The sequence below is a fragment of the Bacillus sp. 7705b genome, from assembly GCF_002289525.1.
GTDB classification, from domain to species: domain Bacteria; phylum Bacillota; class Bacilli; order Bacillales; family Bacillaceae; genus Bacillus; species Bacillus halotolerans.
Genome location: NZ_NSDH01000003.1, coordinates 44,222 through 60,977 on the forward strand (window position 1 = coordinate 44,222; position 16,756 = coordinate 60,977).

A 16,756-nucleotide genomic window follows, 5' to 3' on the forward strand; every position below is an offset into this window, starting at 1 on the left:
TCTCTCCTTATGAAATCCCCATTCGACTGGCCGCTGCCAGATCTGCATCATGATACGCATGTCCCATATGTCCGAGATCATCTGCAATCATCTGTAGAAAGTGTTGCAGATTGAGCGCTGCATCTACTGCCTGATCATATTTTTCTTTTGAGTAAAAAAGGTGGTGCGGTTTGTTCATTTTGATCTTATTGATCAGATCATCGACATCGGAAACTGATAATTCATCATAGGCGCCAAAACCAACCATTCGTGTATGCATATTCCTGACATCCTCAATTGAATCCTTTACTTTGTCATCAATTCTTTCAATCTGGCGTATAATCTTAGACCATTCTGATTCAGCGATATGTTTTAACTGGGTGCTTGTATTCATCAATACATGTGACTTAATGAGAATCGAAACACCTGTATTGGCCTTCACATTCGTTGATTTCATTTGCTTAAGCATCGTTAATGCAAAGTCAGGGTTGTTCTTTAAAACATCATCCACAGTTTGGGCAGAGCCATCTGAATGGAAGCTGTATCGATCCAAGCCGTGACTTCCCATCAAGGCTTCAGCAAATAGTGTGATATCAAGAGATTGATTGCCATAATGTTTCAGTCCAAGACCCAGCATTTTCACTTCATCAGGGAGGCTATTATTCTGTACACCATTGGGCAAAGCTTCGTCATACATCACTTTTACTTTGCCTACTTCAGCAGCATCCCGATTCAGCAAGGATAATCCATCATTTAAATTAATATATTCTGTTAAACGGCTGCGAAACTCTCCCTTTAACGCCTGGGCTTTTACATCCTCAGGCAGGTTTTCATATATGTTAGGATTCTCGAAAGTGACACCGCGTTTGATAAAGTCATTCATCACGACTGCATAGCTTGCATTAGATCCGCCTAATGAGTGACCCGTTACTTGAATGTCAGCATTTTTAAAATCCTTATGTATTGTTTTTGCATATTGATCTGCCTGAATGGCCTGGTTATCTGTTCCATCATCAAACGGCTTTTTGCCAACTAGATAACTAGTATCCATGTGAAGCCAATCTTGGATGATTTCATTTGCATATTCAGAGAAACCTGTTACTGAGTCAAAAGAAGACCCATCTTCTTCAGCTGGAATATTGATCCCTTTTTTCTCTAGTTCTTTAATGAGCTCTTCTCTTTTTCCACGCTGATTTGTTTCCTTAATCGTTTCTTTTAATTGGTTAGTGCTGATAGGTTCTGACCCGCGGTATGCGATGATGGCGTTTTGGATTTTTTCAGGGTGTTTGCCTTCATGAGAATTACGGTAATCCTCACGGGAAACAAGAGTAAGAGCGTTAAGGCCCTTTTCTGTTTTTTTATAATCGATAACGTATAATTTTTCTCCATTACTGACTTCAATGGTTTCTCCAACATGGTATTTTCCTATTTTATAAGCATTATTTGAAATAAGGTTGAAATCTTCATCGGTTAATTTTTTAGACATGTATTTATGAGACAATCGCAACACTCCTAATCTTTACATATCTAGTATAATAAAATAAAAAAGGGTGAAAAACCATGTCATTTTCCAAAAAAACACTTTTTGTTGGCATGATTATAGTACTTTTAATAGGAATTGTTTACTTTAATCATAAAAACTCAAATTCTAATCAATCATCAGATAAATCTGGGGGGAATCAGAGCGTGAATACAGAGGAGAAAAATGATCAACAAAAAGCAGAAGAATATGCTGAAAAAATGAAACCGAAAATAAAGGAAAAATTGAAGAAGGATGATATACATCATTTTGTAAATGAGATAACGTTTGATAAGAATGTCTCAATCAGCCCAATGGGAATGATTGAACTAACAGGGTACGTAAACAACAATCCTGAAAAGTTCTCATTCGATGTCTCCTTAAGATATGGAACTGATAAAGTAGATTCAATAGGTTATTCTAAAGACTTAGCGGATCGATTTGAAAACTGGGATGATTTTGATAAAGAGGTTAAAGAAGACTTTTTAAATAGTTTGACGAAAGAAGAACGGGAACAATATTTAAAAGACATTGGAGAATCAAAATAAACAGGCGAAATGCCTGTTTATTTTGATCGGTTTACTTTCTCCTCTTTGCCATTTTCCAAGACGCCAGTTCGGCATCAGCAGCGTAAAATAGATATGGAAAAAGACTGCCCACTGAATGCAGTCTTTTTTTGTTAAATATGAAACAGCCAGACGACGAGCGGCCCAAAGAATGAGCCGAGTACCGCACAAAGTGTCATTGAGACCGAACTCATGGATACAGCCAGTTCTCCATATTCAAATGCTTTTGAGGTGCCGAGTGCATGGGAGGCGCTGCCTAATGCGATGCCTTTTCCGAGTGAACTGCGGATACGAAGCCAGTTTAGGATCAGCGGCCCGAGAATGACGCCTGAAAAACCCGCGATCATGACAAATACGACTGTCATGGAAGGAACACCGCCAAGGCCGGCGGCAATTTGGATAGCAACTGGGGTTGTGATCGACTTCGGCAGAATGGACAATACGAGGTCATGATTGATCCCGAATGCTTCTGCGAAAATGAGTCCGCTGATCATCCCCATACACAACCCGACCAGCACACCGCCTATAATGGGAATACTGTATTTCATAATAATGTGCCGTTGTTTATAAAGCGGATATGCCAGTGCCACAACAGCCGGCCCAAGCAAAGAATTGATCCATTTTCCCCCGATCATATAGCCTTCATACGAAATATGGAACATCGCCAAACACGCGACAATCAAAATTGTCGTTGTCAGAACAGGGATAAGAAATGGAAAAGGGAATCGCTTGTAGAGCTGTACCATCGCTAAGTAAGCCGCAACTGTCAAAAGAATTATAATGATTGCGATACATGCTTGCTGCATTTCTTTTTCTCCTTTCGTTTGTTGGCTCTCTTTTCCAGAACTTGGCTGGCGGCTCCTGCTGCAATGATCGTGAAGATGGTGCTCAAAACGACTGTAATCAGCAACATCAACCCATTTAATGAAACGAGAGATGGATACTTCATCACTCCGGTCATTGCCGGAATGAATAATAATGGCAGAAAGGACAATAAAAACCCGGCTCCGTCTTCAATAATGGCAACCGGCACAATACGGAGGGCTAAGCAGATCAGCAGCAATACCAAGCCCACTATGCTTCCTGATATCGGTAAATGAAACAGATGCTGAAGTGCTTCTCCGATGATAAAAAACACATATAATATCAACACTTGCAAAATTATTCGAATGATTTTCACAGCAAGTACTGCTCTCTATTAGAACAGCTTCCTCCTTTCTGGTTGACTTCCTTTTGGTTTGTTCTGAGGAATGACTTTACTTTCTTTTTATATGGTTGTACTATACAAGTAAATAAATAGATTTTATCATCCAATACTTATTCATACAGAGCTTATACATTTGTATTATACAAGTATATAGAATGCTGTCAATGTCAAACATCGGAATGGGGAGCGAAAGCCATTGCAAAAACAGAATCCAGTCGAATTGATTGAATATGAGCTGACCACGTTTATCAGGAGAGCTGTTTATCTGGATCAATCAGAGAAAAGAACAGGGAATTTGGAGAGATCCTCTTACTTATTATTGAGACAATTGGATGAGTTTGGACCCGCTCGTGTAAAAGAGCTGGCGGAGTCGTTTAAGCTTGATATTTCTACTCTTTCCAGACAAGCTGCAGCTTTAGAGGCCAAGGAGCTCATCTATCGTTTTACCGATCCTTCCGATAGAAGAGTCAGTCTGTTTACCATTACAAAACTCGGCAAACAAGCATTAAAGGCAGATCAGCAGATGCGCTTAGAACGTTATGAACAGATGCTGAAAGAGTGGTCAATACATGAAAAAGAGATGTTTGGCGAACTTCTGCAGCGTATGAACAAGGCCTTTGTCGATTAACATCAAAAAACCCATGCGTTATGTTAACTGCATGGGTTTTTATGGTGTGCAATCAAATGATGGAAGGTCTCATTTGGTGCGTTTAACGGCAGCCCAGACACAAGCAAGCCCGACAGCCGCAGCCGCAGTTACCGCTGGGCGCTTTGTGGCCTTTACATAATAGCTTCTTGACCGAAGCCACCCTTTATTTGTCCCCCTGTCAGGCATGCCGTAGCCCGCATGGTAAAGCGCGCTTTCTTCACGCGGTTTGGACGGTCTTTCCGCATGCTGGCTGCAGTACATGATTTTTTCCATCAGTCTGTCGGTCAGCCGGGGGAAGAGTGCACCCAGCATGGAGATGGCTTTTGCCTGTGAGCCGATGTACATGTCGCGTTTCGGATGTTCAGCGGCAAACAGAATGGCTTCGGCTGCAGCTTCCGGCGGGTAGATCATAGAGCGGTAATGAGCCGGCTGTTTGTCCAGGTAGCTTCTGGCGTGTTCGTTGTAAGGCGTGTCGATTCTGCCTGGATGGATGAGTGTGACCGAGACGGGTGCCTGTTCTTTTTCAAGCTCCATTCGGATGCTTTCTGTCCATCCGTGAAGCGCGAATTTCGCAGACGCGTAGGTGGATTGTATAACGGTTCCTCTGTCGCCGAACAGGCTTCCTACATTGATGAGAGCACCCGGACCGCCTCTGCTTGTAAAGTGTTTGACGGCTGCCCTTGTTCCATAGACCGGACCCCAGAAATTGGTGTCAAACACGCGCTTCATGTCTTCGGTGGTAACATCCATGGCGTGTCCGAAAACCGAAACAGCGGCGTTGTTAACCCATGTGTCAAAGCGGCCGAATGTGCTGATCGCGGTTTCTGCGATGCGGTTGACGTCTTCTTCTTTTCCCACATCCGCTTTTACATAGATGGCTTCGTGCCCTTTTTTCTTTACTTCATCAACGAGCTCCTGAAGGGCGTCTTCATTTCGGGCTGCTGCGACGACTTTTGCTCCTTTTTCGGCCGCCATTCGCGCGGTGACGAGGCCGATTCCGCTTGTAGCACCGGTAATGACGATGACTTGATCCTTTACTTTTTTCAGTTTGAGCTTCGTTTTCGGGTTTTGCTGTTTTTCAAGCTGTTCAGTATTGGTGACCGTATCATCAGTTGTCATCGAGAATCCCCTCCTAGACATGTTTGTCTACTTTTACCCCATCCAGGAGGTTCTTACCCCTTTTGACAATCCCACGGTTCTTTTTTATATTATATAAGTCGCTCTACCATACCTAGGAGGGAATGTTTCAATGACTAGCAGAGGAGATTCACGTGAAAAAATCCTTCACACAGCGTCACGTCTGTTCCAGCTGCAAGGATATCACGCGACGGGCTTAAACCAGATTGTGAAGGAAAGCGGTGCTCCTAAGGGATCGCTATATCACTTTTTTCCGAATGGTAAAGAAGAATTAGCAATTGAAGCGGTTACATATACGGGTAAGATCGTTGAACATGTGATACAGAAAAGCATGGATGAATCCTCTGATCCTGTTGAAGCGATTCAGCGTTTTATCAAAAAAACCGCCAGCCAGTTTGACAATACGGAAAGCATTCAAGGGATTCCAGTCGGCTTGCTGGCGAGTGAAACGGCGTTAATCAGCGAGCCGCTGCGCACGGTTTGCATGAAAGTGTTTAAAAGCTGGGAAGCGGTTTTCGCCAAAAAATTAATGGAAAACGGATTTGCAGAAGAAGAAGCAAGCCAGCTTGGAATGCTGATTAATTCGATGATTGAAGGCGGCATTATGCTTTCTTTAACGAATAAAGACAAAACGCCCCTTCTTCTCATTGCCGAACAAATTCCATTATTGGTGAGGAAAAAAGGGTAGCAATTTGTTATCCTTTCCCCTACAATTATATAGAACGGTCTAGTAGGAAACCTAAAATATATAGACTGGTCTAAATTGGAGGAAACAACATGAAAACGTTAAGTAAACATTCACTGCCCAAAGAAAAAGTGCCTTACTTGCTACGCAGCGGAGAGGGAGAGCGCTATTTGTTCGGCAGACAGGTCGCGACAGTGATGGCAAACGGAAAGAGCACGGGAGGTTTGTTCGAGATCGTGCTGCTTTCTGGGGGAAAAGGAGATGCCTTTCCGCTTCATATTCACAAAAATACGCATGAAGGGCTTCTTGTTCTTGACGGTAAGCTTGAACTGACGCTTGATGGAGAACATCATCTTTTAGTAGCTGGTGATTATGCGAACATTCCGGCCGGAACGCCGCACAGCTACCGGATGCATAGCCACAGAACACGGCTGGTGTCTTACACAATGAAAGGGAATGTCGCACATATGTATTCCGTGCTTGGAACGCCGTATGATCACGCTGAACATCCACCGCACGCAAGCGAAGAGGTATCAAAAGAGCGTTTTGCAAAAGCGGCTGAGGCGGCGGACATTATATTTGCGGAGGATGAAACCCCTGCCGGTGCTCCAAAACTAGTGGAGAATACAGAACTTCCGGCTGGCGTTGTTCCATATGTGCTTGAGTCTGGAGAAGGAGACCGCCTATTGACGGGCGATCAGCTTCACCGCATTGTGGCTGCGCAAAAGAATACGGACGGGCAATTTATCGTTGTATCATCTGAAGGTCCTAAAGGCGATCGCGTCGTTGATCATTACCATGAGCATCATACAGAAACTTTCTATTGCCTTGAAGGGCAAATGACGATGTGGGCCGATGGTGAAGAAATTCAGCTTAATCCTGGAGATTTCCTGCATGTTCCTGCCAACACTGTACACTCATATCGCTTGGATTCTCACTATACAAAAATGGTGGGTGTATTGGCTCCGGGCTTATTCGAGCCGTTTTTCCGCACGTTAGGAGATCCGTATGAAGGGCATATTTTCCCGAGTGAGCCTCAAGCTTTGCGATTCGACCGTGTCTTGCAGAATATCGAGACATTAGATTTAAAGGTCATGAAACCATAATATCTCCGCCGGGCTTCCTGTGAAGCCTGGTTTTTATTGTGAAGGTGACAAGATTGTAAGGTTTTTCCTTTTTGCTGCCACCTAAATCGATGTTTCTTCGCTTCTTTTTTTCATACGCTTGAGGTATAGAAAAAAGGAGCGTGATCCATATGGCTTCATTACAGCCGACTCTGACAAATGAGCGGATTGGTGTGCTTGACGTGTTAAGAGGAATTGCCATTTTCGGCATCCTATTTGTGAATTTGGCGCACTTCAGTTATCCGGATATGTATTTGTCTATGCTTGGAAAGGATAATTTTTTCACGGAAAAGTGGTCTGGTGCAGACTTTGCTGCAGCAGAAATATTGAAATTTTTGATTCAAACCAAATGTATTTTACTGTTTTCATTTTTATTTGGGTTTGGCATGGTGGTGATGATGGAGAGAGCGTTAAGCAAAGGAAAACGTTTTGTCCCGCTTTATATCAGAAGATTATTGGCACTCTTCATCTTTGGAACCATTCATGCTTTTTTGATATGGGACGGGGATATCTTAACGGAATACGCCCTGCTTGGTTTGGTTTTACTTTTGTTCAGAAAAGCAAAGCCGAAAACACTGTTGATATGGGCAGTCTCTTTGTATCTCCTGTTTTCTCTTCCGTTCATTTTGGCAAGCTTTCATCAAGCAAACGGACAAGAATGGGCACAAGCAGCCATTCAGCAAGCGAAGCAGGCGCTGCATGCTTACGGAAACGGCAGCTTGAAAGATATTGCGGAACAGCGAATCCACGATCGGCTCGTTTATATGTCAATGAATGGCATGCTGACCTATAATCCGCTGAATTTCTTTTTTGCCTCCATCCCATATTTCAGTATGTTTTTGCTGGGCGCCGCGGCGGCAAAATCAAGATTGCTGCATCAGCCGGAAAAGCACCGCAAAGCGTTAAAAAGAGTATGGCTGTTGGGGCTGGTCATTGGCATCAGCGCTCATATATTGTACAGTGTGACCGAAATAGAAGTATTTTTGCTGGTTGGAGCACCTTTTCTTATGTTTTTCTACGTCACAACGATTGTGTATCTTTATCATAAGACAAGACTGGCTAAGCCGCTGCAATACTTTTCCGCAGTCGGGAGAATGGCATTTACCAACTATCTCATGCAATCAATCATTTGTACGTGGATTTTCTATCATTACGGGTTAGGGTTATACGGAAAAGTATATCCGGCTGCGGGCGTGCTGATCACGATCGCGGTATGTGCCCTTCAAATGATCACCAGTCACCTTTGGCTGCGGGCATTCCGAATGGGACCGTTTGAATGGTTTTGGAGGAGTCTTACGTATATGAAGTGGCAGCCAATCTTGAAGAAATCATAGATAAATAAAAGTCTAGACTCATAATTGACGTCTAGACTTTTTCATGTTTTCAATTATTTATATACAACCCGTGTACGGCAAATGATGTCATGCAGGCCTTTTTTCTCTCCGAATGCCACCATGATAAAACCGATATAAAAGATAATTCCAGATAATATGTACGCAAAGTAACGGCCGATTGCCTGCCCGATAGACACGCGTCCGCCTTGTTCATTGACTACTTTCAGCCCGAGAATTTTCTTGCCGAGCGTACCTTGCATTTTAGAAGCTGTAAGCAGCCCGTAATATAACACACTGATGACGATCATAATCAGCATGGCTGGCAAAAAGGCAAGCGTTAAGTATTTCACCATATATTCGTCTTTTGTCATGTATGGGTCTGTTGCGATGGATCCAGCGATAAATACGGAATTGATAATAAATAGAATAATATAGCTAGGAACAGATACAATAATGCCATCAATCAAATAAGCTAAAACACGAATCCAAAATCCTGCCGGTTTTTCCATGTATATTTCTCTCTCCTTTGAATTAATCTGGAACAGTATACTTTGTAAAAAAAGCTTTTGCAATATGATATGGTGATAAAATCCTGATATTACTGAAAAATGAGTCTTTTATCCTTTGTTTTCTACTATATAAATATACCAGAGATGATTAAAAAACATGTCTTATACATTATTAGAAGCCATAAAGCAGTGCCAATTGACTGAGGATGTAGTTCGTTATGATGAGAAAATTGGCTTGCTTCTGCCGGATAAACGAAAGGCGAAGGGCATCGGGTGTTTAGTGAGGATAATAAGAAACGACTGCTGTTCATCAGATGTTTGAAGAAAACGGGCATGTCTTTAGAGGAAATGAAGCCGTTCCTCAGCCTGCAGGAACAGACAGATCGCTTGGATGATACTCAGCGCGAGCTGCTAAGAAATTACCAGGAGAAATTGAAACAGAAGCAAAGTGACTTGCAGCAGATGTGGGAGCTGATCGAAGCGAAGCTGGAGAAATTAAAGCGGTTTGCTGAACAAAAACAAGCGGAGCCGGCACAGGTCGCTTTGTCATGGCTGCTGCATCAGCCTGGGATTGATTTGATCATTCCTGGAGCCACTCGGCCTGGCCAGCTCAAGACGAATATCAAAACAGCAAATCTTCATTTATCAGAAGATGAACTGAAACAAATGGATCAGATGTTCAGTTCTTAACGTTTTTTCCAGTTATACTCTATTTCAAATGAATGGAGTATATCTTTTTTTATGGGTGTTTTTAGAAAACCCATCGATTTCTATTAGATATTACCTTATGATAATAAAGGTTAATATTTCTATTTTAGGAGGTGTCAATTGATCATGTCCAGAAAAAATAGCGTGGTGATCATGACTGCGATTTCTGCGATCCTTTTTTGCGTGATGATTGCTGCGGCTTCACTTTCTCCGCTGGCAGACACGGGGTCCTCAGCCAATCAGTTCAACTCTATCGGTATGTGGTCGGCAATTGGTATGATACTTGTTTTCTATCTCATTCCAATCCTCATTTACATGCTGGGTGTGGATGCAATGAGATATGTGATGGCGGCGCTTTGCGGCATGGGTTTGCTGATTCACTTATCTACTGCCGCCATTGTGCTGATGGTCAGTATATTCAGTGACCATCCGCTCTCTGATGTGATCACTGTGATGGGGCTCTGTCTCGCTTCAGCGGCTGTAAACATCATTTGGTTTTTTGCAGCGTTTCGTTCTGCGCCAAAGAAACCTGTCACAAGGGATTTTACATAGTTTTCTATTTTGTGTTAATGCATGATTTTTCTGTGAACTACATTTATTTATTGTTATGAAACTTTGTCGGGGATGATAGAAAAAGAGAACCTGCAAGATGATGCAGATTCTCTAAATCATGTTTATTTAGCTGCTTGAATAAACACACCTTTTTCATGAGAAAACTCTTTAAATCCGTATACCCCATGGTAAGAGCCGATTCCGCTTGTATTTACGCCGCCGAATGGCAGGTTGACGTCACTGAAATGAACGACGACATCATTGATAGCTGCATTTCCTGATGTGGTGTGCTGAAGGACGTTGTCGATCAGGTCTTGGTTGTGGCTGAATACATAAAGCGCGAGCGGTTTATCGCGGTCATTTACGTAATCAATGACCTCATCGATGTCTTCATAGTTCATCATCGGCAGGATCGGTGCAAAGATTTCTTCCTGCATGATCTTCATATCTGGCGTAATGTTTTTCAAAACGGTTGGCGAGATCGTACGGTCGCTTGCATCAAATACGCCGCCGAACACGACTTCGGCGCCTTTCTCGATGGCATCGTCGTATAAAGCTTTGACGCGGTTAAAGTTGCGGTCATTGACAATTTGCGTAAATTTGTTTCGATCCGGCGTGTAATCATCTTCCATAAATCCTGCGTTGACAATGGTTTGTAAAATGCCTGCGAACTTGTCCTGCACGTCTTTTTTAATGAAGATATAATCCGGTGCGATGCAGGTTTGGCCGGCATTTACGAACTTGCCGACAGCAATTTTTTTCGCTGCGTCCATTAAGTCGTATTCACTGTCGATGATGGTCGGACTCTTGCCGCCAAGCTCAAGCGTGACAGATGACAAGTGTTTGGCGGCGGCTGTCATGACGATTTTTCCGACATTTGTGCTTCCGGTGAAGAAAATGTGGTCGAACGGCTGATCAAGAAGTTCAGTGGCCACTTCAACCTCTCCTTCAAAAATGGCAACTTCTTTTTCGTCAAAAGCATCTCGGATGACTTTTGCGGCAATATTGCTCGTGTTCATCGTAAAGTCTGACAGCTTCACAATGGCGCTGTTTCCTGCAGCGATAGAAGCGGCAAGCGGCGCCATCGTCAGCATAAACGGGTAGTTCCACGGACCGAGTATAAGCGTGACGCCTTTAGGCTCGTACATAAGGATTCCGTTGGCATCAGAGCTTAAGGATGAACCGACTTCTTTGGGTGCCATCCATGTTTCCAGGTTGTTCATATTATCTCTGATCGCTTTTTTTGTACCCTCGATTTCCGCTTTTTTGACCTCGTGATATGGCTTCCGCACGTCTTTGCGGATCGCTTCGATGATTTCCTCTTCATGTGCCATGACGGAATCCAAAAAGCGCTGAAGCTTTTCTTTACGCTGTTCCGCTGTTGAAGCGCGCAGCACTTTTTGCTGTTTTTTCTGAAGCTGGAAGACGCGCTGAATGTCGTCTTTTACTTGCTGTTCCATTGTAAAATCCCCCTGATTTGCTTTCTGCTTATCTCGGAACTATTATAAAGTGGTATCTTTTCTATAAGAAAGACAACGGAGAATCATCTATACGTTACCGTACATATATCGAACATCTGTCTAAGTTTGGAGGTGACTCTTTTGCCGGAATCTGCTGAGGCTCAAATCAAACAGGCGCTTCTGGATTTATTAGAAAAAAGGGATATTCGACAGATTACAATGAAAGAAATTGCTGAACACGCACAAGTGAGCCGCGGGACACTCTATCTTTATTATGAAGACAAGTTCTCCATTATTGAGGATGTAATCGTAGACATGAAGGAAGGTCTGGGCAAGGCGCTCTATAACGCCTTCAAGCATATAGACACATTCCATTTAAATAAAAAATGGCACACCGTGCATCCGACTTTGTCTTTTGTCCACGAGCATCTATCCTTTTTTGGCACGATGATGAACAGAGGACAGTTTCATCGTTTTTTTAAGGATGTGTTTCAGCAGGATGTGTTGCTGGCACCGATTCATGTGAATTTGACGCCGATCGAACGGGAAATTTACGGACATTACCGGGCCTTGTACACGTACGCGATTATCCTGTATTGGCTGAATGAGGATGCGGAGGCGTCTCCGGAAGCCATCAGCCAAAAAGTATGGGAGCTCGTTTCTCAAAAGCGGTTTTATTGGCTGTTTGGACAGGCTCCGTCATGGGAGCGGCAGGAGGACAAGCAAATCGACAGGCGTGTGGTTCGAACGAGAGAAGCGCTGCAGAAGGCTTTGCTGGACGTATTGTCAGAGAAAAAAGACTACGCGGCCATCACGATTTCTGACATTACCCGGAAAAGCAATATCCGCCGCGCAACCTTTTATGATCACTATGCCAGTAAAGAAGAATTGCTGCAGACCATCATTCAGCAAGCGTGTGCGGAGATCATAGATCACCTGTCGATTGCCTTCAGTCCGAATGAGCTTTCTTTAGAGGAAGCGAGGGAGGCGCTCGCCAGCCTGCTTTCTGCTTTAGACCGCATGCCTATTGTCCATTTGCTCAATCGGGACTGGAGTGTTCCTCATGTGATACCCGAGATGCTCAAAGCGTTGGAATCATTTTATCTGCATCAGCAAACTAATATTCCTGCGGAGAAAAAGCTTTATGCCTATTATGTATCGGCGATGATTATCGGGCTGATATTGTATCGGCTCGATGAAGGGAAGGCGTATGCGCCGGAAGTGCTGACGAGGGAGTTTTTGCAGTTTTTGGATGTGAAGAAGTATAAGGTTGTATTGCTTTGAAGTGCCCGGAGACTTAATCCGGGCTTTAGGTCGTTATGATACTTGGTCTTTTGATTTTCTTTCTTTTAAGGTGAGATTGAGAAATAGAAGAGACAAAAGAATAAAAACAATATTCACCGTCCAAGACTTCCAGCTTACAGTGGGGAACAATACTGTATTAAAGAAAAGGCGAACGATTGAAGAGAATAAAAAGAGTAAAAATAACAGTTTGTTTTGAAACATGATTCTATACGTCCTCTACCTTTCTAAAAAAAAAATGCCTCAAAGCAGATGCTCATCTGCTTTGAGGCATATATGCACACTTCTCTTGATGGGGATTAATGTAAGTTTAATGTATCTAAAAAATAATCAATATATCTTTTTGAATCAACAATAATAGATACATCAGTCTGCATGCCATTTTTTAAGTGTATTTTTGTTCCGTTATTTTTAACTATTTCTTTGCTTTCTATTTTGCTTTCAGCAATATAAAATTTTTGCCCATTTTGATCACTAATACTGTCTGGACTTATTTTGATAATGACACCTTTAATGGTTTGATTTGTATTTTCAATATGGAATCTTACTTCATCTTTTTCATTAATATTTGTGATCTCATGACTCGGAATATAAATGTTAGCTCTAAGCTTCTCTTTATCAGGGACAATAGTCAAAATAGCAGTGCCTGCTTGTAAATTGTCACCTGGAGATATATTTGTTAGTACATTAACATAGCCGTCACTAGTTGCTTTTATTTTATATTTTTCTAATTGTAAATCTATCATCTTTAGATCATCTTCTTTTGATTTAAGAGTGGTCTGAAGATCTGTTTGCTTTTGAGATGTTTGATTTAGCAAGTTTGTTTTAAGCTGTTCAATTGAAAGCTTATAATTTGTTTCCTCTGAGTTATCGGAATCACTGTCAGAATCGTCACTTTTCATTGAACTGTTAATCTCATCAAGTGATTGATTTAATTCGTCTTTTTCTTCACTTAGTTTTACTAGCATATCTTGTTTTAAACTTTCAAGCTGTCCGTTTAGATTCTCTTTCTGCTGTGAGAAACTGTTTTTATCGAGCCCATCTTTCATCTTCCGTAGATCATCAAGCTGCTGCTCTACATTTTGTTTGTTAGTTTGATAACTATTATAGTAAGAATTGTACTTATCATCCTGTTTGGCAAAGGATTTATTGTTTTTAATGGAGTCTTGCAGATCAGAAATTCTTTGAAGCTTTAGTTTCACTTTGTTTTTTGTCTTATCCAGACTATTTTTTATGCTTATTTTCTGCTTCTTAAGTTTTTTCTGCTGAGTTTTTGCATTTTCTTTTGATGACTCTAACAAATTACTTTGTTTTTCATATGAGAGATATTGATCTTGATAACCCCCCCAATGATCGTTCTCGCTGAATAAATTTTTGTCATTTTCAATACTTTTTTTTAGAGTTTTGTTTAACGCAGCTTGTTCTTTTAAATCTTTGATATCTTCTTTAACAGCTTTTTTCTGCGCTTGGATTTCAGTATTGTCTAGAGTTAATAGAGTATCTCCCTTTTTCACCTTATCAACCTGTTTAATATCAACTGTTTTTACTTTGCCGGCTACTTCGTTTGTTACGTTGCTGTTAGGCTTGGTATATTGGATGTCAGCTGTCGTTTTTAGAATCACTTCTTTCTTTCCATAGAAACTAAAAACAATACATGCAATAAGTAAAGCTATCAGTATATATGTAAAGAAAACACCAATTGGTTTGGGTTTTGATTCGTAGAATTCTCTGCTATCCCTCAAATCATTTAAATTGAAAAAGTTACGTTTCATCTAAATTGTCACCATCTCTCTCGATGGCATTTGGTTCTCCCACAACTCATAGTACTTGCCTTTTTTCTTCAATAAATCATTGTGGTTCCCATACTCTATGATTTCTCCATTTTCCATGACAAATATTTTGTCGCAATTCATAATTGTACTCAAACGATGAGCAATTATAATCGTAGTTACATCAACAGTCTGATCGTATATCATCTTTGATATTCCCTGTTCGGTTGTCGTATCGAGATTGCTAGTTGATTCATCCATTATGAGAATGTTAGGTTTTCTTAATAATGCTCTGGCAATTGCGAGTCTTTGCTTCTGGCCTCCAGATAAATTAGACCCGTTTTCTTCTACAAGAGTATCGTATCTCATTGGTAAATCATTGATAAAATCATGTACTTTAGTTTGTTTACATACTTCTATAATCTCTTCAAAGGTAAAACTGCCTGAGTTCCCAAGCAAAAGGTTTTCAAGAATTGATCCTTGTATAAAATGAGATTCTTGAGGTATATAACTTATGCTTTCCCTTAACGCATTGATGTGAATATCATTTATATGATAACCATTGATTGAAACCTCACCTGATTCAGCTGTATAAAATTTCATTAAAAGCTTAGTCAAAGTAGATTTTCCTGAACCGCTTTCTCCAACAAAGGCAACTTTCTCTCCTTTTTGAATATGCAGTGTAATATCTTTTAAGATGAGCCTTCGAGTTCCGTATCGAAAATTGATTTTTTTAAAAGAAAGCGGACCTGTAATTGACGACGTCGATGTTATTCGCGCCTCTTTCTCTATTAATTCGGGTTCTAGCTTTAGAATTTCTCCGAGCCTTTTGGACGCAACAGAAGCTGACTGAAGCTTAGATTGTAGGCCGATGATGTTTTGTAAAGGATTTAAGAAGTAGGTTAATAAGGCATTATATGTAATAAGCTGACCGATAGTAAGGGTGCCTTTCATGACCTGAGTTGATCCGATCCACAGTATCAATGCACCGCTTGCTAAATCCAAAAACATTTTTATGGAACTCTGAAGGTTATCAATAACTCCGTGTTTAAAAGCTGATCGTAAGTATTTCACAAATCTTTTTTCTGTTTCAAATGACATCATATATTCCGCATTGTATGCTTTAACAGTTTCGATGCCGTTAAGCGTCTCAACAATCTTTGAAGTCAGCTGCGCATTGTTTTCCATTTCTGTGTTATTTATATTTTCGTAGGGTTTTATAAAAATCCAAACCGTCAAAATATAAAAAGGTATGAAAGCCAATGTGATGAGAAATAAAGTAGTATTCTGCAGATATAAGAAAATACCAACCATAATAAGCATAATGGTATCGAGTATGACCGAAAGCGATGCACTGACAACCGCATCGATCACTTTATTAGCATCAGTAAATCTGGATATAATTTCGCCGACTTTTCTATTGCTGAAAAATTTCATTGGCAAAGTAAGCACATGTTGAAAGTATCCAAACATGATGGAGATACTTAATTTTTGACCTAGGAGAATCATTAGGTATTGCCTAAAACCTATTAAGAAAACCTTAAATAAATACATAATCAAAAGGCCGATTGAAAGAATATGTAATGTGTTACTTAATCCATTAGGTAGGATTTGATCGATGATCGTCTGAAAGTAAAAAGTACCGAGGATCCCGAAGACGGTAATAATAAAGGATGCTAAAAACGTATGTATAATCAACGATTTTTGCTGAAGAATCAACCTGAAAATATCGGCACTTATATTACTTGTCTCGGTCTGTTTTTTATAAGTCTCAGTAGGTGCTAAAAGTATTAAGATGCCTGTCCAAATCTTAAAAAAATCATCTTTTTGATATGTAACGAGCCCTTTTCCAGGATCCGCAATGATAATTTTATCTTTACTAATTTTATGTATAACAACGTAATGCAATAATTGTTGATCTATAATAATATGTGCAATTGCTGGAAGAGTAATGGACTGATCAAAAGCTGTATGCTCTGCACGCACAGCTTTTGCTGAAAACCCCAACTGTTCGGCGGCTTTTACCATTCCAAGAGCACTAGTACCTTGTGTATCAGTTCCAGCAATGTCACGTATATAAGCTAGAGAGAGCTTTGAGCCATAATGTTTTGCAATTGTTGATAGGCAGGCTGCTCCACAATCTTTTTGATCAAGTTGTCGTACACAATGATATCTATTAAAAAACATATACTACTCTCCATAATGAAGGTCATTTTTTAGAATATATATAATATAAAGAATAGACATCATTTTATT

General features: G+C 40.9%; 16 protein-coding genes. 8 read left to right on the forward strand and 8 right to left on the reverse strand.

Features of this window, described 5'->3' with window-relative positions; translation table 11 throughout:
* Positions 1 to 7 precede the first annotated feature (7 nt).
* Positions 8 to 1,465, reverse strand: coding sequence for a DUF2974 domain-containing protein (locus CJU60_RS00625; protein WP_095712769.1), 1,458 nt, complete (start codon positions 1,463 to 1,465; stop codon positions 8 to 10).
* A gap of 74 nt (positions 1,466 to 1,539) precedes the next feature.
* On the opposite strand from CJU60_RS00625, the gene CJU60_RS00630 reads away from it, so the two are divergent.
* Positions 1,540 to 2,046, forward strand: a complete 507-nt coding sequence (locus tag CJU60_RS00630; protein WP_095712608.1) for a DUF1433 domain-containing protein — start codon at positions 1,540 to 1,542, stop codon at positions 2,044 to 2,046.
* A 131-nt stretch (positions 2,047 to 2,177) separates the two neighbouring features.
* On the opposite strand, the gene CJU60_RS00635 is transcribed toward CJU60_RS00630, so the two are convergent.
* A complete protein-coding gene (locus CJU60_RS00635; protein ID WP_095712609.1) occupies positions 2,178 to 2,870 on the reverse strand; it encodes an LrgB family protein in 693 nt (230 codons plus the stop codon).
* Positions 2,840 to 3,244, reverse strand: coding sequence for a CidA/LrgA family holin-like protein (locus CJU60_RS00640; RefSeq protein ID WP_095712610.1), 405 nt, complete (start codon positions 3,242 to 3,244; stop codon positions 2,840 to 2,842). Before CJU60_RS00640 ends, CJU60_RS00635 begins: the two co-directional genes overlap by 31 nt.
* Positions 3,245 to 3,467: 223 nt before the next feature.
* Here CJU60_RS00640 and CJU60_RS00645 point away from each other — a divergent pair, with 223 nt between their 5' ends.
* Positions 3,468 to 3,899, forward strand: a complete 432-nt coding sequence (locus CJU60_RS00645) for a MarR family winged helix-turn-helix transcriptional regulator (RefSeq protein WP_095712611.1) — start codon at positions 3,468 to 3,470, stop codon at positions 3,897 to 3,899.
* Between the two features lie 69 nt (positions 3,900 to 3,968).
* Here the strand turns inward: CJU60_RS00645 and CJU60_RS00650 are convergent, their stop codons facing one another.
* Positions 3,969 to 5,039 carry an SDR family oxidoreductase gene (locus CJU60_RS00650; RefSeq protein ID WP_095712612.1) on the reverse strand — a complete coding sequence of 357 codons (1,071 nt, stop codon included), beginning with the start codon at positions 5,037 to 5,039 and terminating at the stop codon, positions 3,969 to 3,971.
* A gap of 130 nt (positions 5,040 to 5,169) precedes the next feature.
* On the opposite strand from CJU60_RS00650, the gene yxaF reads away from it, so the two are divergent.
* The 3 genes from yxaF (at position 5,170) to CJU60_RS00665 (ending at position 8,200) form a co-directional block, all read left to right on the forward strand.
* Positions 5,170 to 5,745: a transcriptional regulator YxaF gene (yxaF, locus tag CJU60_RS00655; protein ID WP_095712613.1), complete on the forward strand. Its 576-nt coding sequence runs from the start codon at positions 5,170 to 5,172 to the stop codon at positions 5,743 to 5,745.
* A gap of 89 nt (positions 5,746 to 5,834) precedes the next feature.
* Positions 5,835 to 6,848, forward strand: a complete 1,014-nt coding sequence (locus CJU60_RS00660) for a quercetin 2,3-dioxygenase (protein ID WP_095712614.1) — start codon at positions 5,835 to 5,837, stop codon at positions 6,846 to 6,848.
* 149 nt (positions 6,849 to 6,997) lie between these two features.
* Positions 6,998 to 8,200 carry a DUF418 domain-containing protein gene (locus CJU60_RS00665; protein WP_095712615.1) on the forward strand — a complete coding sequence of 401 codons (1,203 nt, stop codon included), beginning with the start codon at positions 6,998 to 7,000 and terminating at the stop codon, positions 8,198 to 8,200.
* A gap of 53 nt (positions 8,201 to 8,253) precedes the next feature.
* Here CJU60_RS00665 and CJU60_RS00670 read toward each other — a convergent pair whose 3' ends face one another.
* Complete coding sequence (locus CJU60_RS00670; protein ID WP_095712616.1) at positions 8,254 to 8,709, reverse strand: RDD family protein; 456 nt, start codon at positions 8,707 to 8,709, stop codon at positions 8,254 to 8,256.
* 273 nt (positions 8,710 to 8,982) lie between these two features.
* Between CJU60_RS00670 and CJU60_RS00675 the strand changes: the two genes are divergently transcribed.
* The gene (locus CJU60_RS00675; protein WP_232351001.1) at positions 8,983 to 9,399 is read left to right on the forward strand and encodes an aldo/keto reductase; all 417 of its coding nucleotides are present in this window, start codon (positions 8,983 to 8,985) and stop codon (positions 9,397 to 9,399) included.
* A gap of 144 nt (positions 9,400 to 9,543) precedes the next feature.
* Positions 9,544 to 9,969 (forward strand): DUF5391 family protein, encoded by a 426-nt coding sequence (locus tag CJU60_RS00680; protein WP_024123470.1) that lies wholly within the window; start codon positions 9,544 to 9,546, stop codon positions 9,967 to 9,969.
* A gap of 122 nt (positions 9,970 to 10,091) precedes the next feature.
* Here CJU60_RS00680 and CJU60_RS00685 read toward each other — a convergent pair whose 3' ends face one another.
* Positions 10,092 to 11,429: an aldehyde dehydrogenase family protein gene (locus CJU60_RS00685; RefSeq protein WP_095712617.1), complete on the reverse strand. Its 1,338-nt coding sequence runs from the start codon at positions 11,427 to 11,429 to the stop codon at positions 10,092 to 10,094.
* A 141-nt stretch (positions 11,430 to 11,570) separates the two neighbouring features.
* Between CJU60_RS00685 and CJU60_RS00690 the strand changes: the two genes are divergently transcribed.
* Positions 11,571 to 12,713 (forward strand): TetR/AcrR family transcriptional regulator, encoded by a 1,143-nt coding sequence (locus CJU60_RS00690; protein ID WP_095712618.1) that lies wholly within the window; start codon positions 11,571 to 11,573, stop codon positions 12,711 to 12,713.
* Between the two features lie 317 nt (positions 12,714 to 13,030).
* Here the strand turns inward: CJU60_RS00690 and CJU60_RS00700 are convergent, their stop codons facing one another.
* Positions 13,031 to 14,503 carry a beta-barrel domain-containing protein gene (locus CJU60_RS00700; RefSeq protein WP_095712619.1) on the reverse strand — a complete coding sequence of 491 codons (1,473 nt, stop codon included), beginning with the start codon at positions 14,501 to 14,503 and terminating at the stop codon, positions 13,031 to 13,033.
* Positions 14,504 to 16,687, reverse strand: a complete 2,184-nt coding sequence (locus CJU60_RS00705) for a peptidase domain-containing ABC transporter (RefSeq protein WP_024123465.1) — start codon at positions 16,685 to 16,687, stop codon at positions 14,504 to 14,506.
* Positions 16,688 to 16,756: the final 69 nt, after the last annotated feature.